Raw genomic sequence first — 21,532 nt, 5'->3', positions numbered from 1 at the left:
TGTGTAGCTCGCAGCAAGAAAAAACAACCAAAAGCCACATTGATTGTCGGGAATGAGCGCGATATTGTGGAATCAAAATCTGTCGCCGAGCACCCGATATGTTTGAAAATAAAGTTAAAACTCGATCTTCGCAGCGTCGTATTCTGCTGGCAATCTTGGCCACACTCGGCTTGAGTACAGCAACGCAAGCAGGCTGGGTGACGGAGAAAATTGTGACGCATATTCAGCAGAGTATCCGCTATCATCAGTTGCCGATTGTGCACAAGCGGCTCAATGTTGATCAGCGGGTGCGTAGTTTCGAACTGTTCAATCCCAATCCAAATGCCCAGTCACAGCCGCTGGTGATTGCCTTACATGGTGGTGGCGGTAACTCCTCACAAATGATCAAGCGTTTTCAAGCACAGGCAGAAGCGCAGGGATTTTTATTGGTGGCACCTCAAGGGATTGGGCCTTCAGAAAAAAAAGGCGTCTGGAATAGCGGTGGCTGTTGTGGCGATGCCGTGCAACAGCAAGTGGATGACGTGCGCTTTATTCAACAATTAATTGCGTATCTAAAGCAGCATTATGCAATAGATAGCACTCGTATTTATATTGCCGGATTTTCTAACGGCGGCATGTTGACGTATCAGTTGGCTGAGCAAATGGGCACTCAGTTGGCCGCAGTGGCGGTGGTGTCAGGTGCGATGTTTGAACAGCCGCCGGTTGCCAAGGCACCTGTGCCAATCTTGATGATTCATGGTACGCGTGATCATGTGGTTCCGGTGGCAGGTGGAGTCAGCTCAATCGGTTTTGTTGCCAAGGCGCAGACCAAAGCCTTCGAGCCTGTTCAATTTCCACTTCAATACTGGAAAGCCGCCAATCAGTGCCAGACATTAAGCGAGGAAGTAATGAGTAAACAGGTCACACGTCTAAAAGGAGAGGGCTGTGCGGCTGATCTGATGTTTTATCAGCTCGCCAAAGGCCACCATGTTTGGCCTGCTAGCACCAATCCGCATGATCGTGTCGATGCATCGACCCTGATCTGGAGTTTTTTTGAGCGGCATCATCGTTAATCAATTTTACTGCTGTGTATAAGATATAATTTAAATGCATTTTTAAGGTTGGTCTGTTTATACTTTTGTCCCTCAGGCAGTTCAATACCGAGGCGTACGACAGGTGAATCCAACAAAGCAAACTTGGCTAAATGATCTAAAACCCGATTTTCGCGTGCTGGCGCTCAAAGAGCGGATGTACTGTGCAGTGGGTGCCTTGTTCGGATTGGCTATTTCGTCTTGGGTAAGCTGGTGGGTACTCCATGGCATGAATGCTTGGTACATTGCGCCGATGGGGGCTTCATCTGTATTGCTGTTTGCTTTGCCATCTAGTCCTTTGGCTCAGCCGTGGAATATTGTGGTGGGCAATACTTTGGCCGCTCTAGTAGGCGTGAGCTGTGCGCTCTGGATTCCAGATCAAACCCTGGCATTGAGCATTGCGGTCGGTATTGCAATTTTTCTAATGATGTCGACCGATGCCTTACATCCGCCGAGTGGTGCTGTGGCCATTACCGCAGTATTGGGTGGTTCGACGGTACATGAACTGGGCTATGCCTTTGTGATATATCCCGTCCTGCTCAATTCTGTTTTATTAATGGCTTTTGCAATCGGATTTAACCGTTTGATTGGTCGTCAGTTTCCGTATCCTCGGCATGTCAATACGCGTTCGAGTGATCCGACACCCACACAAAAAGTCACCATTCAGCCACAAGATATCCAGCGTGCTATGCAGGCACAGACTGAGCTACTCGACATCAGTCAGTACGATTTAGAAAAAATCATTTTAGATGCACAAGCGCAGGCGCAGCAGCGCCAGATCAGCCATTTTGTCTGTGCCGATATTATGAGCAAAGACGTCATGACGCTTGATCAGCACGAAGAAATTCAAGATGCACTAGAAAAATTTAAACAGATTAACTTGATGAGCTTGCCCGTGATTGACCAGCATAAGCAGGTGGTCGGCACGCTAGCGCTTTATGATGTGGTGGAATGGTTTAAACGCGCAGCAGATCCACGGGCATCGTGGGAATTTACAGTGAATCAAATTATGAATCGGACGGTGATCACGGCACAGCCGCTACAGCCGATTGGCGATTTAATTCCTTACTTTGTCGAAAAATCGTTTAATTATATTCCTGTGGTCGATCAGACTCAGTTGGTGGGGATCATCAGCCGCGCCGACATGATTGCAGCACTCCAGCAACAACTTATTTTACATACGCAAAGTTAAACAAAAAAAAGCTACGGTTGATGTTAGGGGAAACAACCGTAGCGACCAACATGGTCAAAGGGTGGGTTAACGTGAGTGTCGATCTTCATGTACGGTGCGAACCGGATGGCTATATCCCTCATTGACTGTACTATAGGCCAAACGTTTCGGTTGCTTTGGCATCACCAGCCATAAAATCAGGTAGACCAAAATACCCGGAAAGGCGGCACTCATCAGTGAAATCACAATAAAAATCAAACGAAGTAAGTTCGCGTTCCAACCAAAACGTTCAGCAATACCGCCCATTACACCGGCGATCATATGTTGTCGGTTGGAACGGTATAAACCCGTAGTGGCCATTGACGTTTCTCCTTAAAAATAATATCGGCAAACATCTTGAAACTCGATGCTTGTATTTTTATTTGTGGGGCAGGTCGCCCTGTTTTAAAGTGACAAACGCAACTAAAAGGTTAAATTATGTAAAGCAATCCCACCTCAAGGCGTGATCCATTTTACAATTGCATTCATTTTAAACAGCGGATGTTTAAACTTTAGCTGGTGAGTATCAGGCTGCAGTCTTGCTACGACCACGCTCTTTTTTTTTCACGCTCTTCAACAATTAAGTCTTATCACGCACTTATTTGTTTTGTCTTGTTTACGGTATTTTGTGATATGAATATGATGCCTTTTTCATCGTCACAGCAGATCAAGCTACCTCACCTGATGTGTATGGGGGTAATCGGTATGAGTCTGACCGCTTGTGATGCGAGCAATCCTTCGCACGAGCATGTGTCGAGTCAACATGTACGCCCTTCAGAAATGAATGTACAGATCGATTCGGGCAAAAAATTATCCGATGTTGCTGGGCAAGCGACGTTGCCAGTTTCACAGCATGCATTTAAAAATGCCGAAATTTCTGAAGATGCTTTGCGTTATGTCGGGCGTTATCACACGCGTATTGCCTGTGTAGATACGGCATTTAATTGTCCGCAGGGCAGTGCCGAATATATTTTGACGTTATTAGAAGATGGTACAGCACATCAGACCTTGGTGAATCCGGGACGACTGGGCGCAGAAGGCAACATCAAGGAAAAAAGTGCCTACCGTCAAGATAACTGGACCTTAGATAAAACCCACAACCAGATCGTGATAGAGCTAAACGAAGGCGTCGACATTTACTACAAAATTGAACCCGATCAAGATTTAAAGCTTAATCTGGCGCGTACGATCGATCACGAAAAATTAAATCCACGCCGTGAACTAGAATTTGGACTCATCGCACCTAAGCAAGAATATATTCTAGAAAAAAGAGACGATTAAAAAAAAGGGCATCATCGGATGCCCTTTTTTGAATTTGAATTAATAATCAAAACTGAAATGTTCTGAAGGCAGTGCCATCAAGGAGCGAGATGGATTCACCATTGATTCTGCATGCCCTTGAGTACGTGGCAACAAGCGTTCAAAATAGAAGTCTGCAACTTTAATTTTAGCTTTGTAAAATTCCGCAGTTTCTTTGCCGTCACCTGCTTCTAATTTCTCAGAAGCAATCACTGCCTGCTGTGCCCAGAAGTAAGCCATCATCACGTAGCCTGAGAACATCAAATAATCCATTGAGGCAGACGATACAATGTCACGGTCTTTACGTGCGGCAAGCATAATACGTACAGTCAGCGTATTCCACTGTGCGCATAGTTTGGTTAAATCCCAAGCAAAACGGCGCAGATATTTGTTACGTGCATGACGGCCACAGAATTTCAAAATTTCGGCAGTATAGTCACGAACTACTTTACCTTTTGAAGACAATAATACTTTACGACCAATCAAATCGAGCGCCTGTACGCCTGTTGTTCCTTCATACAAAGTGGCAATGCGTGCATCACGTACGATTTGTTCCATACCCCATTCTTTGATGTACCCATGCCCACCAAACACCTGCACGCCATGATTGGCAGCTTCGAGGCCCAGCTCGGTCAAAAAGCCTTTCAAAATTGGCGTATAAAAGCCTAATTTATCGTCGTATTCTTCATACTTTGCCTGATCGCCCACCAGAAGTGCATCGGTCATTTTATCGGCCAATTGTGCAGCATGATAAATCATGGCACGACCACCTTCGGCAATTGCCTTTTGAGTCAACAGCATACGACGTACATCGGCATGATGGATAATCGCATCGGCCACTTTATCTGGATCTTTTTTCCCAGAGAGTGCACGCATGGACATACGCTCTTTGGCATATGGCAATGATCCCTGATAAGACAGCTCGGCATGTGCGATCCCTTGTACCGCTGTCCCGATACGTGCGGTATTCATAAAGGTAAACATGGCATGCAAACCTTTGTTGATTTCACCAATCAGATAAGCGGTTGCACCATCAAAGTTAAGCACTGCAGTAGCTGAAGCTTTGATTCCCATTTTATGCTCAATCGAACCACAGTTCACCGTGTTACGCTCACCTACACCGCCGTCTGCGGTTGGCAAAAATTTTGGCACAATAAATAGTGAAATACCGCGTGTTCCCGGAGGGGCATCTGGTAAACGTGCCAACACAATATGCACGATATTTTCTGTCAGATCATGTTCACCCGCCGAAATAAAAATTTTGGTCCCGGTGAGCTTGTAGGTACCATCTGCCTGAGGTTCGGCTTTGGTTTTGACTTGTCCCAAATCTGTACCACATTGTGGCTCGGTCAAACACATGGTGCCCGACCATGTTCCTGCCACCAAGTGCGGCATGTAAGTATTTTTTTGTTCTTCACTACCAAACTGCAAGATGGTATTCATACAGCCCATACTTAGGCCCGGATACATGGTGAAAGCCCAGTTTGCAGTACCCATCATTTCAGATTTGATGAGATTAAGTGACATAGGTAAGCCCTGACCACCAAATTCTTCCGGATACGAAAGACCCTGCCAGCCGCCTTGTACGAACTGGTCGTAGGCTTCCTTATAACCTTTTGGAGTGCGCACCTCACCGTTTTCAAAATGACAGCCTTCATCATCACCGCTTTGATACAAAGGTGACAATACATTTTCACAGTAATCGGCCGCACCTTCTAAGATCATGTCGATGGTATCTGGATCTGCATTTTCTCCGTTTGACAGAGTTTTAAAGTGCGCAGGATAATCAAACACTTCATTCATCAAGAAACGTACATCACGGAGTGGGGCTTTATACGCTGGCATCGTCTTAACTCCTAAATGGATTGGAATAGAGTGGCTCTATTGATGATTTATTATTGACACAGCTGGCTAAAAAAACATTGATAACGTGACTTGAAAAAAATGTCAGAAAAGCGAATTGAAGATCGATGTGGTTCGTTTTGATTCTGATTTTCTGATACAGTCAAAAACCTGTGTTTTTTTCAAAAAAACAAGTTGAAGCTTTGAAACTATAACTATATTAACGGTGTAATCGGTAATGATACGTCTAAAATACTTAACTTTTTGTTTATTGGGTTTGAGTCTGAGTGGTTGTACCCAACATGTCATAAAAACCAATAATGAAAAGCAAGCGCTTGATCAGCAAGCTGTTCGTGGTTTAAATGCCATGTATCAATATCCAAGTTATGACTATAGCGGTCATTTTTCAGTAAACGTGGATGCATCGACAGCTCAAAGTCGCAAAAATCACCCAGCGCCTGCTTTGCTTGATCCAGCCTTACAGCTGAAAATCGATCAATTTTTAGCAGATCAACAGATTAAGCTGAGTTCTGCGGAGAAACAGGCCTTTTACGCGGCCATTGCGCAGCAAAAAAAATCGGGTGCGCTTGATCCATCGCGTTTTGAAAAAATAGCCGAGACCTTACTCAATATTTTAAATGACGTTCAATTTAAATTTGACGGCTCCATTCACTATCGCGAACGGATCGGCAGCTTTAATTTAACGGCACGTTATGAAAAGCCCACCTTGCTGGTGCAGGCCAAAGTTCCGATGATTCTGGATTTAAAAGCCTATCGTTTTTATACCAATTATTTTGCCATTATGCCGTATCTGGTGAATCAGGAGAGCCAAGACTCATTGGCCTATCTCGATTTTTCTAAATATTCAGAGCAATTGAAACAGGTCAATATGCAAAAGCTGGTCGAGTATCTGAAGGCCTCGACTGCTGTGATGTATGATCTGGCCGAACCCGGACAATTACAGCATCTATCGGTAAATCGTGATGATCAAGCCAAAGGTGTGGTTGAAAAAATCCGTCTCAAGACCACGCTTGAGGATGTATCACTACAATCGGGCATGTTTGAACAGGTCAATCAAAAATACTTTAACCAGTCTGTTTTAGGGCTTAAAGATCAATCGCTTGAGCAGTGGGCGGAAGGTGAGGCCACAGCTCAGCAAGCCGAAAAAATCGTGACTGGCAAAGAGACACCAGAGCAACAAGCCGATGCTGCTGCACTGTCGCTGTATCAGTTACTCAATCAAAAATTTAATTTAACGGCCAGCGAAGAACTCGAGGCAACTGAGCTTGAGTCCGAATCTGACTCTGAGGCATCGGATCAGGAGACGTCTGTCGCGGTTGTAGACGGTTTAGATGCCGAAGCATGCCAAGCCTTGAATAAGTCAAATCAGCCGATTGCGGCAGGCGATGCGACCTATTGTATGCAACAGTACGACATCGATGTTCTGCAATCGGTGCAGACATCAAAAATGTTGGGTCTCACTGAAGCACGTGCTGAACTGTCCAAAACTTTTGCGGCCTACGATCAAAACCAGTTTATCGATCAAGATGCGTTTAAAGCTTTATGGAATAAACATCAAGCTGAGATTCAGCGTGTAAAGGCGAAGGTACAAAGCTCCAATCCGTTTGTCATCGATGTCGGTCTTGATGCTCAAGGTCGAGCGGCTACCATCGACTATAATCTCGGCTTTACTTTACCGGGCAGTGACAAAAAGCTTAATCTTCGTGCCGATACCCTAATACAAAACTATGGCCATGCGACACCTATCGATACCAAGCAGTTAAAACAAGCCAAATCATTTAAGGAGGCCAGTAAGGGCTCCATGATTGAAGGGCTTGTGGGAAATCTAAGTAAAACCTTAGGGCAGGACACCACATCAAAGACCTCTTCAGGTGCTGAATTGTCTTGGGACGATCAGTTAAATCAACTGGCTGAACGCACTTACGATCAAACCCGATCTTATGAAAAGACCTTTAATGCCGTGTTCATTGCCAAGCTCACGGCAGATTCACCTGAGTTTGTTCGACATTATTCACGTCAGGATTTAAACGAAATTGCGCAGGTTTATGCTTATTGGTATTCAGATGAAAAAACCAATCCGCTTAATGCAAAGCGTTTGGCCGTGATAAAACAGTTGCAACAAAAGCATAAGTTGGTGCAGGACGATCAATTTGATGCTGAACTCGGCTATGACGTTGACCGTATCGTGACACAAGCCATGCAAACCAAAACCGAGCGTCAGCAGTGGAAGACGTTGCAGCAACAATTTAAACATCAGCCACAACGCTTGTTTGCCCAGCAGTATATGCTGAGCTTTGAAAAAGAAAATGAGCTGGATGCGACTCAGCGTAAACAGTTGCTCGAGGTGGCCAATATTTTAGGGCTTGTTTATGTCGATACCCGTCAAAATAAACTTAGCCCAGCAACTGTACAAGGCGTACAGGAAGCACATCTTGAATATATCGACTACGATTTATTTAAACAGGTCTATGTGCAGTTACTGACGCATTAATTATTCATACTGAAAATAAAAAAACTGGATCCTTGAGCCAGTTTTTTTATGCGGGTGGTTTGTTTAACCACCCGCTCTAGCTTAGGCGTATGACGATATATTTTGAGATGAGAAGCGATTATCGCTTCGCAAGAACGATCCAAATATTTACATATTTGGATAGTTTGGACCACCACCACCTTCTGGTGTCACCCAAGTGATATTTTGCGAAGGATCTTTAATATCGCAGGTTTTGCAGTGTACACAGTTTGCAGCGTTGATCTGGAAGCGCGGCGCAGCACCATCTTCTGCCACAATTTCATATACACCCGCAGGGCAGTAACGCTGTGCCGGTTCATCCCATTTAGGCAGATTCACTGCAACAGGAATGCTGGCATCGGTCAATTTCAAATGCGATGGCTGATTTTCTTCATGCAAGGTATTTGAAACAAACACAGAAGACAAACGATCAAACGTAATCTTGCCATCAGGTTTTGGATACGTCGGCTTAACACTGACTTTGTCTTGTGTTTTTAAAGCACTATAATCCGGTTGCAGATCATGCAAGGTAAATGGCACTTGAAAGATATTTTGGTCAACAAAGTTAAATGCACCACCGATCCAGAGGCCAAACTTGTGCATGGCTGGACCAAAATTACGGGTACGGTGTAATTCTTCTTTGAGCCAGCTGTTGTCAAATTTGTGCGTGTAGGCAGTCAGTTCTTTGTCGAACAGATCATCACCTTCCACGACACGGGCAACAGCCAAGTCACCGCCTTTTTCGACACCACGTGCAATCGCTTCAAATACCGCTTCGCCACACAGCATGCCAGATTTCATGGCAGTGTGAGAGCCTTTGATCTTGGCAAAGTTTAAGAAACCTGCGTCATCACCAATTAAGCAACCGCCTGGGAAGGTCAGTTTCGGCAATGAGTTCAAACCACCTTTCACCACAGCGCGCGCGCCATACGAAATACGTTTGCCACCTTCAAGATATTGCTTGATGAGGGGATGGGTTTTCCAGCGCTGCATTTCCATAAACGGGAACATGTGCGGATTCTCATAAGATAAATCCACGATCATGCCCAAGGTCACTTGGTTATTTTCAGCGTGATAAAGCCACCAGCCGCCCGATGAGCCTGTTTCACTCAATGGCCAGCCAGAACCGTGCATCACCAAGCCCGGTTTGTGTTTCGCTGGATCGATTTCCCAAAGCTCTTTAATCCCGATACCGTAATGCTGTGGATCGGCATCTTTGTCGAGATTAAATTTGTTGATCAGGCGTTTACCTAAATGACCGCGGCATCCTTCGGCAAACAAGGTATATTTGGCATGCAGTTCATAACCTGGCGCAAAGTTATGCGTTGGTTCACCATCTTTACCAATGCCCATGTCGCCGGTCTGAATACCTTTAACGGTGCCATCAGCATGATAAAGCACTTCTGCTGCAGCAAAACCTGGGAAAATAGACACTTCCAGTTCTTCTGCCTTTTGACCCAACCAGCGCACCACATTGCCGAGTGAAATGACATAATTGCCATCGTTATGCATGGTTTTAGGCACCATCCAGTGTGGTGCTTCTTGAGACTTTTCATCAGACATCAAGAAATAGGTTTTATCTTCGGTAACCGGTACATTTAGCGGCGCACCTTCTTCTTTCCAGTTCGGAAAAAGCTCATTCATCGCGCGTGGCTCAAGTACCGCCCCAGACAGGATGTGAGCGCCTACTTCGGAACCTTTCTCGACGACGCAGACGGATAGATCGGATAAATTATTTTCAATCGCGAGTTGGCGAATTTTAATCGCAGCAGACAGACCTGCAGGTCCTGCACCAACGATCACTACGTCAAACTCCATCGCTTCTCGTTCGATGTGTTCCATGTAGGACTCCTTATATTGCTAAGGGTGGCAACCGTAATTTGATATTCGGTGCTGCCATGAGTGTTCTGAATCTCTAGACACAAGCCACGGATCGTGTCTTTAATAGTCTGGGCTAGTATAGATTTAAACCGTCATCTAGCCAATTGGCTGAGTCGTTATATTTTCTCGTCAGCAAGGCATAAACTATGGTAAATCAAAATAATTCATCTCAGGAGAGTGAAAAATCACCCTCAGATGATGATAAAAACTTAATCAACATTGCACAATACGTAAAAGATGTACAGCAAAGTCACAAAAGGTCAATACCACCTCTCGACCAGTGGCACCCAAAGCATTGCGGTAAAATGGATTTGATCATTAAAGCCAATGGAGAATGGTGGCACGAAGGTCAATTGATGAAACGACAAAGCATGCTGGATCTGTTCTCAAGTGTACTGTGGCAAGAGGCGGGCAAATTTTATCTGAAAACCCCGGTCGAGCAAATCGAAATCAAGGTTGAAGATGCGCCTTTATTGGTCAATCGGGTCGAGCAAGTTCAGATTGACGGGCAGGCGTATTTGCAATTGACCACGACCAATCAGGATGTGGTGCTGGTCGATGATGCACATCCGATTTTTATGCAGGAATACGCTGGCGAACGGCGTCCCTATGTACATGTACGTTTTGGACTCAATGCCTTAATTCAACGACAGGTATTTTATCATCTGGTAGAACTGGGCCAGCTCGATGAAACACCAGATGGAAAAGTGGTTTTAACACTAAAAAGTGGTGATTTGCTCTTGCATTTAGACAGTTGAGGTTTAAGCTTGATGCTCAGTTCCATCTTGTCTTTGAAGTGCTGAAATGACTGCCATCTTTCCTGTTTCTCTTGAACTTGACCCGATGCCTGCGGCGTCTGCCGATGCACCCATCGGGGTGTTTGATTCGGGTGTAGGTGGCTTGTCGATTGCGCAGGAAATTGCCCGCCATTTGCCCAATGAGCAGATCGTATATTTGGCCGATACAGCGCATGTACCTTACGGACCACGGCCCGATCACGATATTCGTCAGTTGACGGCCCGTGGCATTGAATGGTTATACCGTCAGGGCTGTAAAATGGCTGTGGTGGCCTGCAATACTGCATCCGCTTTTAGCCTAGACAGTTTGCGTGCCCATTATGGCGAATCGTTTCCGATTGTGGGGCTGGTACCTGCGTTAAAACCTGCGGTGCTCCAAAGTAAGTCGAAGGTGGTTGCGGTCTTGGCAACGCCGGCCACCTTTCGTGGACAGCTCATAAAGGATGTAATCGATCACTTTGCACAGCCTGCGGGGGTGCGCGTGATACCATTGACATGTCTGGAGCTGGTGCCACTGATTGAAGCGGGGCAGGAAATGAGCCACGCCTGTTTGACGTTATTGCGTCAGATATTGCAACCCGTGATTGATCAGGGGGCAGATCATCTGGTGTTGGGATGTACCCATTATCCATTTTTAAAAGATGCGATTGAGCAGTTATTTGGCAGCCAGCTCATTCTGATTGATTCAGGTGTTGCGGTGGCACGACAAACGGCCCAAATTCTGATTAAACATCAACTGATTGCTGAACATGAACATGCCTCTGGATTGCGGATCGCGTGCTTTGTCACAGGTCAGCAACTTGAACAGACCCGTCAGGTGGTTGAGCACTTGATTCCATCGCATCTTACGTGGCAGCTAAACTCGATTCAGGTTTATACTGCGCAAAAGACCAAATAAAAAGATTCGATTCATGATAAATATAAGATTGATCTTTATTTCCTTGCAATCCATCAGTAGCTGAAAGAGGACTGCCGCATGCTCGATCGGCGCTATCAAGTGTTTGTCGCAACCTCAGGTGCAGAAATGTCGCCTGAGCGCCGTGTGATTGCACAAACCTTGATTGGAATGGGTTTTTCATCGTGGTGTGTCGAACAGCGCTCACCCGTAAGCACCGCAATTGCTCGTCGGCAAATTGATGATTGTGATTATGTGATTTTGCTTTTGGGTAGCCAATACGGCGACTGCTCGGTTTCGGGCATTAGTTATATGCATCTGGAGTATATCTACGCCATCACCAAGCAAAAGCCTATGGTGGTGTTCATGCATGCCGATCCCGATGCGCGTGCAGAAGAATTACATGATGCATCGGCACCTGCTCGTGCAAAATTTATCGAATTTCGTAAGCAGCTACAGCAAGAAGTCGATCAAGTATTTTATTATCAAAACTTACGTGAATTAGAACATACCTTGCGCAGCAACATGCTGCATATGCTGGAGTGCTTTCCGGTACTGGGCTGGATTCGTCCGCAAAATATGCAAACTCTGCAAGATGAAATTGATCATCTGCGCAGCAAGCTTCTGCAATTACAACGTACATTGCGTCAGTGCGAAGAGGATATGGTGGCCATTTGTGATGTGTCCATCGACGACGTGTATCGGTTTGAATACCGTATTCAGGCCTATGAAGATGGCCATATTCACGAGTTAACCTTGCAACGCACCGAGCCATGGGGGCGCCTGCTATATGAACTCTCCAAGGTGTTTCAAAGCCCAATCCCCGAAGAATATTTTGCCAAGTGCCTCAATGATTACCTCAATGATACTGCCTTAAGCGACATACAAAAAACGCTGCCTCAGGTCTATGCGGTCGGACGGGCACAAATTCTGGTGCATGGCTTGTATCACATCAAACTGCAAATGCGACAAAACGAATGGATTGTTCCGGTTCAACGTGATGAACAGCAACGAATGCAGTGGCGACTGACCGCAGCAGGGCAGCATATGGTTGATCGCTACTTTCAACATCAAAATCGAAATTTTCAATCAAAAACTGATTCATATTCCAATTTATAAATAACCTGAAAACCTGATACATTAAGCTCAGTCATAGGGTATTGATACAGGACAAAGTATGCCAAGCATACCTAAACCAAAAGTTACAGTGATTTTGGCCAATCTGGGCACACCCGATGCTGCGACAGCACCGGCTGTGCGTGAATTTTTGCGACAGTTCCTATCGGATCAGCGGGTAATCGAAATTCCAAAAGTGATTTGGCAGATTATTCTGAATTGTTTTGTATTGCCGTTTCGTCCCAAGCGCGTTGCAGAGGCGTATGCCAGTATCTGGAATCAGGATTCACCCATGCGGGAAATTCTGTATGCACAGGTTGCGGGCATTAAGCAGCAGCTCGATACGCAGTATCCTCATTTAGACCTGAATATTATTCCGGCCATGTCATATGGCAATCCGGGCATTCAAGCGGTGCTCAAAAACTTGTCACAAATGCCACAAGAGCATGTGATTGTATTGCCATTATTTCCGCAATATTCGGCTACTTCAACTGCACCACTATATGATGCCTTTGCGCGCTGGATTCCCAAGCAACGCCACTTGCCGGGCCTGACAATTCTGAAAGATTACTATCGTCATCCTTTATATATCGAAGCACTGGCCAACAGTATTTCACGTTTTCAGGCAACTCATGGCAAGGCACAAAAACTCTTGATGTCGTTTCATGGTATTCCACAGCCTTATGCCGACAAAGGTGATCCGTATCCAGAGCGTTGCCGTGAAACGGCTCGACTGGTTGCTGCACATTTGGGATTACACGACGATGAATGGGCCATCAGCTTCCAGTCTCGTTTTGGAAAGCAGGAATGGGTCAAACCGTATACCGACGCCTTGCTTGAAGAGTGGGGCAAAAGTGGCGTAGAAAGTGTTCAAATTTTAAGCCCGGCGTTTTCTGCGGACTGTTTGGAAACTTTAGAGGAACTTGAAGTAGAAAATGCTGAACTATTTTTGGAATCTGGTGGTCAGCGTTACGAGTATATTCCAGCATTAAACACCAATGCTGAACATCTTGAGTTGCTAACACAACTGCTTAAAGTGAATCTGGATGCCCTAGATTACACGCTTGCATATCGTGAGCATTGAGTGAAGAGAACACTATGTTACAAGTGAAAATCGTGCCGGTTACGGCCTTTGCGCAGAACTGCTCAATTTTGTGGGACAGTGAAAGTAAAGAGGCTGTGCTGATTGATGCGGGCGGTGAAGCTCAAAAGTTAAAACAGACTGTTGAAGAATTGGGTTTAACAGTAAAAGCCTTATGGCTCACGCATGGGCATCTGGATCATGCAGGTGCGGTTGGAGAGCTTGCCCAGCTGTGGCAAGTGCCTGTGATTGGCCCGCACAAAGAAGATGCCTTTTGGCTCGATATGATTCAAGAAGTCTCTGCGCGTTATGGCTTTCCCATTCCACAGCCAGTTCGAGTGGATCAATGGCTTGAGGGCGGAGAAGTACTGACCCTCGGTGAAACTGAGTTTGAAGTGCGCTATGCACCTGGGCATACGCCAGGTCATGTCATGTTTTATAGTGCAGACTATAATTTGCTCTGGACAGGTGATGTGTTGTTTAAAGGCTCAATTGGGCGCACAGATTTCCCGCGCGGTGATCATGCCCAATTACTCGCGTCTATCCAGCGTGAATGTTTTAGCTTGCCGGATCAAACCCAGTTTATTTCAGGCCACGGCCCGATCAGCACCATTGGTTATGAAAAACAGTTTAATCCGTTTGTGGCGGGCAAAGCGGGTTAAGTCACAATGCGGTGATTAAAGAGCTTAGGGATTACAAATCGACTCAAGCTCTTCGATCACATGGGTCATCATCATCAAAAATAGTCCGACACTGGCAAAGACGTTAATTGGAATCGAGATACCATCGGAATAGACGTTATCAAATCCGAGCGTAATAACAGACGAAACAATCAAGATTGCAACGGTCATCCAAAATAACAATGCGCGATTATGTTCAAAGAGATGGGACATGGAGATAGCCTTTTCATAAGAATTGAATAAGTAAAACAAACCTTGATGAAATAAGCATGACATGCAGGATCGATTTACACTGTAAGCATCTTTCTTGGTTTGCAACCCCTAAGTGCCTGCATCAGGGATTTCCATGTTAGAGCATAAACGATAATTCAAAATAGACAAGAGACTGTCTCGATAAGAAACAGTCTCATTTGCAAGGAGATATTACAGCAGACATAACCAATCTTGTGGTTTGAGGTAGTAATCGGTGAGCTTTTTCTCGGCAGAATCTTGATCCCATTCAGGACGATAGGTCCATGCAGCGAGGTTAGGTAAACTCACTAAAATCGATTCAATTCGGCCCCCCGTTTGTAAGCCGAATAAGGTGCCGCGGTCATAGACTAAATTGTATTCGACATAGCGCCCGCGACGATAAAGCTGAAAATCACGTTGCGCTGGTGTGTAGGGCTTATCACGATTGCGCTCAAAAATTGGCAAGATCGCATCCAGATAACCGTTACCTACGGCCTGCATGTAAGCAAAACAGGTATCGAAATCCCAAGCATTCAAATCATCAAAAAATAAACCACCCACACCACGCTGTTCATCACGATGCTTTAAATAAAAATAGTCATCACACCATTGCTTATGCTCGGCATATACACCATCGCCAAAAGGTTGGCACAAATCAAATGCTGTTTGATGCCAGTGTTGGACATCCTGATCATTTGGATAAAACGGGGTTAAATCGAATCCGCCACCAAACCACCAGATCGGATCATGTCCTTCAGGCTGAGCCACAAACAAGCGTACATTGGCATGTGAAGTCGGAATATTCGGATTTTTAGGATGGATGACCAGTGATACGCCAAGCGCCTGCGCTTTGGCACCGGCAATTTGAGGATGGCGTGCCGTAGCAGAGGCGGGCAGTTGAGAGATGTTGATGTGTGAAAACATCACACCACCTTTTTCAATCACGTCACCATTTTGCAACACCCGAGATCGGCCACCGCCACCTTCTGGACGTTCCCAATCATCAATCACAAACGTCGCACTTCCTCCCCCAAGCTGTTCTTGCTGTTCAAGGCGGCTACAAATACGTGCTTGAAGATCGAGAAGAAACTCACGGACCCGTTGAATATCGTCTGAAGTTGGATGTTGCATGCTGTGCCTCAAATAAAAACTTAAACGCGTCTGATCATCAAAACATAAAACCTTAAAAAAAGTAAGGGATTTTGAGCCAAAAATGACTCAAGCGTCAATTTCAATGATCTATCGCTTAGAAGTCATCTTTTTGATAGAGGTGAGACATGCGCTCTTTTTTGGTTTTAAGGTATTGCTCGTTAAACGGATTTTTGCCCACTGTGAGAGCAACACGTTCGGTAACATCAATGCCAAGATCGGTTAGCGCATTCAGTTTGAGTGGGTTGTTGGTAATCAGCTTGACCTGCTTGATCTGTAAATGATCCAGCATGATAGTACACATGTCGTAGCGGCGTGCATCGGCAGGTAGGTTCAACAGTAAGTTGGCATCTACGGTATCGTGTCCCTGATCTTGCAGTGCATAGGCACGGATTTTATTGGTCAATCCAATGCCACGGCCTTCCTGACGTAAATACAAAATCACACCCTGACCTGCTTGATTGATCAGTTTCTGTGTAGCTTGCAGCTGTGGGCCACAATCACATTTGAGCGATGCAAATGCATCGCCAGTGAGGCATTCTGAGTGAATACGCACCAACACTGGCGCCGTCGGTGGTGACTCTAAGCCTTTAGACAATGCAACGTGCTCTTCGCCCGTTACAGGATCTTGAAAGACTGAAATATTGAAGTCACCAAATTGGGTCGGTAGTTTAGAGGTCGCGACAAACTCAATAGCCACAAATTACTCATCTTTAGGTCAATGAAATCGGCTAAAGTATAGCGTAATGCTTAGAGATTGGTAGAATTGTCATGTCGAAATTATTCAGAACCTTTTCTTTTTTTTAGAAAGCGGACAATAATGGTTGATAAATTGTGAGATTATTCAGGATAATCTACGCCACCCTAAGCACATGTTAGTTGTGCTCAATACTGCATCGTTAGAAATGTGGCTGATTGAAGGTGATTTAATTCGATATGCGTATCGAATTCCCATTTACCCAGCTTAGGATTTGCCAGGCTTAAAAAGGCTTTGCCACATATGTTGTATACCGAAATTCCAACTCACCGTCCTGTTACGCCATTGTTAGATGAAATTAATCATCCGCAACAATTACGTCAGCTCGAACCTAGCCAACTGACACAGGTGGCTGATGAGTTGCGTCAGTTTATCTTGTATGCGGCAGGTCAAAGTGGCGGCCACTTTGGTGCCAATTTGGGCGTGATCGAATTAACGGTTGCTCTACACTATTGTTTTAATACACCAAATGACCGTCTCATTTGGGATGTAGGACATCAGGCCTATCCGCACAAAGCACTTACAGGTCGTCGTGAACAACTGACGACTATTCGTGCACAAAATGGTCTTGCGGCTTTTCCTGCACGCGAAGAATCAGTATTTGATACCTTTGGTGTTGGGCATTCGTCTACTGCAATTTCCGCAGGTTTGGGCATGTCACTGGCACGCCGCTACCAAAAAAATCCGTGTGAGGTGGTCAGTATTGTAGGCGACGGTGCCATGACTGCAGGTATGGCATTTGAAGCCATGAATGATGCCGTCGCGCACAACGCAGATCTGATTGTCATCCTCAACGATAACGACATGTCGATTTCATGTAGTACCGGTGGTTTTGCCAAACACTTGGCTGCCATTTGGGAAAAAGGTCATTTGGTCAATATCGATGCAGAGGGGCAGGCTTATGTCCAGCCGCATCCGCAGTGGACCTATAATTCACGCCTGCATCAGTCGGCTACCGATGCAGCTGATAACTTATTTAAAGCGATTGGCTTTGATTATTTTGGTCCCTTTGATGGCCATGATGTCAATCAGCTTGTTGATGTGTTCCATGCCCTCAAAAAACGCAAAGGGCCACGTTTAATTCACGTATATACCAAAAAAGGCAAAGGTTTTATCCCGGCCGAAGCCGATCCGATTACTTATCATGCGATTAGTAAAGTCGCGCCTGTGACCACCGCGCCAGCCAAGAAATCTCCCCCTAAATATTCTGATGTATTCGGACAGTGGTTATGTGATGAAGCGGCGCAAGACTCACGCTTAATGGCAATTACGCCAGCGATGTGTGAAGGTTCGGGTATGGTCAAATTTGCTCAGCAGTATCCGGAGCGTTTTTTTGATGTGGCGATTGCCGAGCAGCATGCGGTCACGTTGGCTGCTGGCATGGCCTGTGAAGGGCTTAAACCTGTTGTGGCAATTTATTCGACTTTCTTACAGCGTGGTTATGATCAGCTGGTTCATGATGTGGCGTTACAAAATCTGGATGTGACGTTTGGTATTGATCGTGCGGGACTGGTCGGTGAAGATGGTCCGACACATGCAGGTGCATACGATTATGCTTACATGCGTACAGTGCCAAATCTGATCATCATGGCGCCTAAAGATGAAAATGAGTGCCGCCAAATGCTGCATACCGCTTATGAGTATCCAGGCCCGGCTGCGGTACGCTATCCGCGTGGTGCAGGCTTAGGCGTTGAGATTCAGTCAAATCTGAGCAAACTGGAAATCGGTAAGGCTGAGGTGGTCTTTGAGTCGAGTACGACTCACGATGAGCAAATCACGATTTTAGCATTTGGAAGCCGCGTTGCTGTTGCAGTCGAGGCAGCACAACAATTGACGCAAAAATATGATGTAGGCGTATCTGTCGTCAATATGCGTTTTGTCAAACCGCTTGATGAGCAAATCATTCGCGATCTGGCTGAACGCACGCATTTATTTGTGACGGTTGAAGAGCATGCGGTCATGGCTGGTGCAGGCAGTGCAGTCAATGAGTACTTGGCTCAGGCGCAAATCTTGAAGCCTGTTTTGAATTTGGGATTACCAGATACTTTCATTCATCAAGCTACACATGCCCAGATGCTAAAAAATTGTGGATTGGATACTGAGGGGATCCAAAACGCAATTGAAAAGGCTTGGTTAAGGATTGTACAAGCGGTTTAAACACATTCCGCTAAAAAAACTCGAATTTATTTACCAAAAGGCGCGGCAATTTGATAGAATTGCCGCGCTTTTATGCATTATTCTTTGTCAAAATCTTCAAATTTGTAGTGGGTGTTCAATGGAACCTATGGTGGTTATGGCTGCGCGAGCGGCTCAATTAGTTGGTCAAGAGCTTTTAAAAGCACATCAGAATCGTCACAAGCTCGACCTACAAGTTGAAGAGAAAGGCATTGAAGGTCCGGTAACGCGCGTTGACCGTTATCTCGAGCAACTCACAATCGATACCCTTCGTAAAAGTTACAAAAACCATAGCTTCTTGGGCGAAGAGTTTGGTCTGCAAGAAGGCAAAGGCCACGATGCAGACTGGTGCTGGGTGATCGACCCGCTGGATGGCACACAAAACTTTATCAATGGTTTCCCTCATTTTTGTATTTCAATTGCAGTTCAGCACAAAGGTGTGACCCAGCACGGTGTGATCTACGATCCTGTACGCGACGAAATGTTCTCTGCAAGTCGTGGTCGTGGTGCGGTCATGAACCAGCGCCGTATCCGCGTGAATGTTCGTGAAAATTTAGAAAATACGTTCTTGGCTGTAGGCCACCCATACCGTGCTAAACGTAATGGTGAAATCGTTTCTTATGCCGAGCAACATTTTGCATCATTGCTTGCAGTCACTAAAGCAGGTGCTCACATCCGCCGTGCAGGTTCTGCTGCACTCGATTTGGCCTATGTGGCTGCGGGCCGTTTTGATGGTTTCTTTGAAGTAGGCCTAAAACCGTGGGATATCGCTGCAGGTGAGCTGATTGTAAAAGAAGCTGGCGGCGTTATGGTGGATGCACGCGGTGGACATGATTCGTTTGAAAATGGTCAAGTGCTTGCGACCTCAATGAAAATGCTTAAACCACTGATGCAAACCGTGGTGCCTGCATGGGGTGAAATGGCGAAATAATCGCCATGTGGTTGAGTTTACTTAAAAAAACACCCTCATCAAGAGGGTGTTTTTTTACCAGATGGACCATTTAAAGGCCTCAAAAAAGAACATATTATGAAAAAATTGAGAAATAAGGTGACTTTTAAAAAGTTTCTGCTATAATCTCGCAACGCACTTAAATTTCCGTTCATTACCTGAACATTCTGTTCTATTCATTGTATGCGCACGCTGTCCATAGAGAGGACCATTCATTGCGCCCAAATCGCTCAGCGATTCTTCAGGTTCCGGCCGTAATCATGCGTGCGTATAGTCTACATCGTCGTTATTCGGATTGCTGCTGAATTTCATATTATTCAGCCTAAGATGCCGTGCCGCCTTTTGTCGATGTCCATATTTGTATTTATTAAAATGGAGCACCCATTAGGGTGAAACTCTCTATGAGCAAAACTTTTGCCGATTTCTCTCTACACGAATCTCTACAAAATGCACTACAGGATCTTGGTTTTACTAGCCCGACTCCTGTTCAAGAACAAGCAATTCCTGCTGCTTTAGAAGGTAAAGATCTTTTAGTTTCTAGCCAAACTGGTTCTGGTAAAACTGCAGCATTTTTGTTGCCAACACTTCATGCACTTGCGGGTCAAGATACGTTCCTTCCATTTAAAGAACGTATGCGCGCTGTAACTCAACCGAATATTCTTGTCATTTCACCAACGCGTGAACTTGCACAGCAAGTCAGTCAAGATGCGATTGCATTTGTTCGTCACATGAAAGGCGTACGTATTGCTGCAATCATGGGCGGTATGCCTTTTGCTAAGCAAATTCAGCAACTTAAAGGCGCTCAAGTAGTTGTTGCAACGCCAGGTCGTTTGCTTGACTTGGTTAACCGTCGTCAACTTAAACTTGATAAAGTTGATGCGTTAATTGTTGATGAAGCTGACCGTATGCTTGATCTTGGTTTCTCTGAAGACCTAGAAGCGATTAGCGAATTGGCTGCTAACCGTAAGCAGACTCTAATGTTCTCTGCAACATTTGCAGATCGTATTATTCGTCTTGCTGAATGCATGATGCAAGATCCACAGCGTATTGCCATTGAAACGGGTCATTCGACCAACACTGATATTACCCAAACACTTCACTGGACAGATGGTTTTGAGCACAAGAAAAAATTGCTTACCCATTGGTTAAGTGATGAAAAAATGGATCAGGCTGTTGTGTTTGCAAGCACTCAAGAAGACACTGACATGTTAGCTGAAGAACTTGCTGAAGCGGGCCATTCAGTTGTTGCTTTGCACGGTGCAATGCCACAAACCGTACGTAACCGTCGTTTGCGCAGCATCCGTGAAGGTAAAGCAAAAATCTTGGTTGCAACTGACGTAGCAGCACGTGGTCTAGATGTACCAACTATTTCACACGTGATCAACTTCGGCTTACCAATGAAGCATGAAGATTACGTTCACCGTATTGGCCGTACTGGCCGTGCAGGTCGTACTGGTCAAGCGATTACACTTGCAACTTACCGCGAGCGTGGCAAGATTCGTGCGCTTGAAGACTACCTAGATGCGCGTTTAAGCGTTTCTGAAATTGAAGGTCTTGAGCCATCTCCACCGCCTGCACGTTCAGGCCGTGATGGTGGTGGTCGTGGTCGCGGCGGTAATGGCCGTGGCGGTCGTGATGGCGGTGGTCGTAGCTTTGGCGGCGGCGGTCGTCGTTTTGAAGGTGAAGGTAACTTTAAACGTCGCGAAGGTGGTCGTGATGATCGCCCACGTCGTAGCTTCGATGATAGCCCACGTGGTGAGCGTCCGTTTGGTGGTGAAGACCGTCCGCGTCGCGAATTTAACTCAGATCGTCCACGCCGTGAAGGCGGTTTTGATGACCGTCCAAAGCGTAGCTTCGGTGGTGAAGATCG

The 21,532-nt window shown here is 45.6% G+C and carries 18 protein-coding genes; 12 read left to right on the top strand and 6 right to left on the bottom strand.

Going from position 1 to position 21,532, the window contains the following annotated elements; genetic code table 11:
• The first annotated feature begins 98 nt into the window (after positions 1-98).
• Entirely contained in the window at positions 99-1,052 is a 954-nt protein-coding gene (locus tag ADA42_RS07490) for an alpha/beta hydrolase family esterase (protein WP_048764436.1), read from the top strand.
• A gap of 103 nt (positions 1,053-1,155) precedes the next feature.
• The gene (locus ADA42_RS07485) at positions 1,156-2,262 is read left to right on the top strand and encodes an HPP family protein (RefSeq protein WP_048764434.1); all 1,107 of its coding nucleotides are present in this window, start codon (positions 1,156-1,158) and stop codon (positions 2,260-2,262) included.
• Positions 2,263-2,328: 66 nt separating this feature from the next.
• Here the strand turns inward: ADA42_RS07485 and ADA42_RS07480 are convergent, their stop codons facing one another.
• Entirely contained in the window at positions 2,329-2,601 is a 273-nt protein-coding gene (locus tag ADA42_RS07480) for a PspC domain-containing protein (protein ID WP_004934426.1), read from the bottom strand.
• 312 nt (positions 2,602-2,913) lie between these two features.
• On the opposite strand from ADA42_RS07480, the gene ADA42_RS07475 reads away from it, so the two are divergent.
• On the top strand, positions 2,914-3,561 hold the full coding sequence (locus tag ADA42_RS07475; protein ID WP_004934427.1) for a hypothetical protein: 648 nt from the start codon (positions 2,914-2,916) through the stop codon (positions 3,559-3,561).
• A gap of 39 nt (positions 3,562-3,600) precedes the next feature.
• On the opposite strand, the gene ADA42_RS07470 is transcribed toward ADA42_RS07475, so the two are convergent.
• The gene (locus tag ADA42_RS07470; protein ID WP_004934431.1) at positions 3,601-5,424 is read right to left on the bottom strand and encodes an acyl-CoA dehydrogenase C-terminal domain-containing protein; all 1,824 of its coding nucleotides are present in this window, start codon (positions 5,422-5,424) and stop codon (positions 3,601-3,603) included.
• Positions 5,425-5,659: 235 nt separating this feature from the next.
• On the opposite strand from ADA42_RS07470, the gene ADA42_RS07465 reads away from it, so the two are divergent.
• Entirely contained in the window at positions 5,660-7,933 is a 2,274-nt protein-coding gene (locus ADA42_RS07465) for a hypothetical protein (RefSeq protein ID WP_048764431.1), read from the top strand.
• A gap of 147 nt (positions 7,934-8,080) precedes the next feature.
• Here ADA42_RS07465 and ADA42_RS07460 read toward each other — a convergent pair whose 3' ends face one another.
• Positions 8,081-9,793, bottom strand: coding sequence for an electron transfer flavoprotein-ubiquinone oxidoreductase (locus ADA42_RS07460; RefSeq protein ID WP_048764428.1), 1,713 nt, complete (start codon positions 9,791-9,793; stop codon positions 8,081-8,083).
• Positions 9,794-9,978: 185 nt separating this feature from the next.
• Here ADA42_RS07460 and ADA42_RS07455 point away from each other — a divergent pair, with 185 nt between their 5' ends.
• The 5 genes from ADA42_RS07455 (at position 9,979) to ADA42_RS07435 (ending at position 14,383) form a co-directional block, all read left to right on the top strand.
• The gene (locus ADA42_RS07455) at positions 9,979-10,590 is read left to right on the top strand and encodes a DUF1285 domain-containing protein (protein WP_048764426.1); all 612 of its coding nucleotides are present in this window, start codon (positions 9,979-9,981) and stop codon (positions 10,588-10,590) included.
• Positions 10,591-10,636: 46 nt separating this feature from the next.
• Positions 10,637-11,527 carry a glutamate racemase gene (murI, locus tag ADA42_RS07450; protein ID WP_004934445.1) on the top strand — a complete coding sequence of 297 codons (891 nt, stop codon included), beginning with the start codon at positions 10,637-10,639 and terminating at the stop codon, positions 11,525-11,527.
• Between the two features lie 78 nt (positions 11,528-11,605).
• Positions 11,606-12,643, top strand: a complete 1,038-nt coding sequence (locus ADA42_RS07445; RefSeq protein WP_004945132.1) for a DUF4062 domain-containing protein — start codon at positions 11,606-11,608, stop codon at positions 12,641-12,643.
• Between the two features lie 58 nt (positions 12,644-12,701).
• Entirely contained in the window at positions 12,702-13,724 is a 1,023-nt protein-coding gene (gene hemH / locus ADA42_RS07440; RefSeq protein ID WP_025095682.1) for a ferrochelatase, read from the top strand.
• A 14-nt stretch (positions 13,725-13,738) separates the two neighbouring features.
• On the top strand, positions 13,739-14,383 hold the full coding sequence (locus tag ADA42_RS07435; protein WP_025095681.1) for an MBL fold metallo-hydrolase: 645 nt from the start codon (positions 13,739-13,741) through the stop codon (positions 14,381-14,383).
• A gap of 24 nt (positions 14,384-14,407) precedes the next feature.
• On the opposite strand, the gene ADA42_RS07430 is transcribed toward ADA42_RS07435, so the two are convergent.
• The 3 genes from ADA42_RS07430 to ribA all read right to left on the bottom strand — a co-directional run bounded on the left by ADA42_RS07430 (position 14,408) and on the right by ribA (position 16,481).
• Complete coding sequence (locus tag ADA42_RS07430) at positions 14,408-14,614, bottom strand: hypothetical protein (RefSeq protein WP_004934454.1); 207 nt, start codon at positions 14,612-14,614, stop codon at positions 14,408-14,410.
• 210 nt (positions 14,615-14,824) lie between these two features.
• On the bottom strand, positions 14,825-15,763 hold the full coding sequence (gene hemF / locus ADA42_RS07425; protein WP_048764422.1) for an oxygen-dependent coproporphyrinogen oxidase: 939 nt from the start codon (positions 15,761-15,763) through the stop codon (positions 14,825-14,827).
• A 115-nt stretch (positions 15,764-15,878) separates the two neighbouring features.
• The gene (gene ribA, locus ADA42_RS07420; RefSeq protein WP_004934462.1) at positions 15,879-16,481 is read right to left on the bottom strand and encodes a GTP cyclohydrolase II; all 603 of its coding nucleotides are present in this window, start codon (positions 16,479-16,481) and stop codon (positions 15,879-15,881) included.
• Between the two features lie 300 nt (positions 16,482-16,781).
• Here ribA and dxs point away from each other — a divergent pair, with 300 nt between their 5' ends.
• From dxs to ADA42_RS07405, 3 genes are all read left to right on the top strand, one after another.
• Entirely contained in the window at positions 16,782-18,695 is a 1,914-nt protein-coding gene (gene dxs / locus ADA42_RS07415; RefSeq protein WP_048764421.1) for a 1-deoxy-D-xylulose-5-phosphate synthase, read from the top strand.
• A 118-nt stretch (positions 18,696-18,813) separates the two neighbouring features.
• A complete protein-coding gene (locus ADA42_RS07410) occupies positions 18,814-19,644 on the top strand; it encodes an inositol monophosphatase family protein (RefSeq protein ID WP_004934467.1) in 831 nt (276 codons plus the stop codon).
• A 419-nt stretch (positions 19,645-20,063) separates the two neighbouring features.
• The coding region (locus ADA42_RS07405) for a DEAD/DEAH box helicase (RefSeq protein ID WP_048764419.1) at positions 20,064-21,532 on the top strand (1,469 nt) is incomplete at its 3' end.

This window comes from Acinetobacter sp. 243_ASPC (genome assembly GCF_001054715.1).
Lineage (GTDB): Bacteria > Pseudomonadota > Gammaproteobacteria > Pseudomonadales > Moraxellaceae > Acinetobacter > Acinetobacter soli.
Note: the sequence above shows the minus strand (reverse complement) of the source record. Positions and strands in the feature narration are given on the sequence as shown.

Bases quoted from the DNA above. Each gene is read 5' to 3' on its own strand.
- hemH (WP_025095682.1), top strand. From the start codon at position 12,702: ATGCCAAGCATACCTAAACCAAAAGTTACAGTGATTTTGGCCAATCTG.
- ADA42_RS07410 (WP_004934467.1), top strand. From the start codon at position 18,814: ATGGAACCTATGGTGGTTATGGCTGCGCGAGCGGCTCAATTAGTTGGT.
- ADA42_RS07475 (WP_004934427.1), top strand. From the start codon at position 2,914: ATGAATATGATGCCTTTTTCATCGTCACAGCAGATCAAGCTACCTCAC.
- ADA42_RS07460 (WP_048764428.1), bottom strand. From the start codon at position 9,793: ATGGAACACATCGAACGAGAAGCGATGGAGTTTGACGTAGTGATCGTT.
- ADA42_RS07445 (WP_004945132.1), top strand. From the start codon at position 11,606: ATGCTCGATCGGCGCTATCAAGTGTTTGTCGCAACCTCAGGTGCAGAA.
- hemF (WP_048764422.1), bottom strand. From the start codon at position 15,763: ATGCAACATCCAACTTCAGACGATATTCAACGGGTCCGTGAGTTTCTT.
- ADA42_RS07465 (WP_048764431.1), top strand. From the start codon at position 5,660: ATGATACGTCTAAAATACTTAACTTTTTGTTTATTGGGTTTGAGTCTG.
- ADA42_RS07435 (WP_025095681.1), top strand. From the start codon at position 13,739: ATGTTACAAGTGAAAATCGTGCCGGTTACGGCCTTTGCGCAGAACTGC.
- ADA42_RS07430 (WP_004934454.1), bottom strand. From the start codon at position 14,614: ATGTCCCATCTCTTTGAACATAATCGCGCATTGTTATTTTGGATGACC.
- murI (WP_004934445.1), top strand. From the start codon at position 10,637: ATGACTGCCATCTTTCCTGTTTCTCTTGAACTTGACCCGATGCCTGCG.
- ADA42_RS07455 (WP_048764426.1), top strand. From the start codon at position 9,979: ATGGTAAATCAAAATAATTCATCTCAGGAGAGTGAAAAATCACCCTCA.
- dxs (WP_048764421.1), top strand. From the start codon at position 16,782: ATGTTGTATACCGAAATTCCAACTCACCGTCCTGTTACGCCATTGTTA.
- ADA42_RS07490 (WP_048764436.1), top strand. From the start codon at position 99: ATGTTTGAAAATAAAGTTAAAACTCGATCTTCGCAGCGTCGTATTCTG.
- ADA42_RS07480 (WP_004934426.1), bottom strand. From the start codon at position 2,601: ATGGCCACTACGGGTTTATACCGTTCCAACCGACAACATATGATCGCC.
- ADA42_RS07470 (WP_004934431.1), bottom strand. From the start codon at position 5,424: ATGCCAGCGTATAAAGCCCCACTCCGTGATGTACGTTTCTTGATGAAT.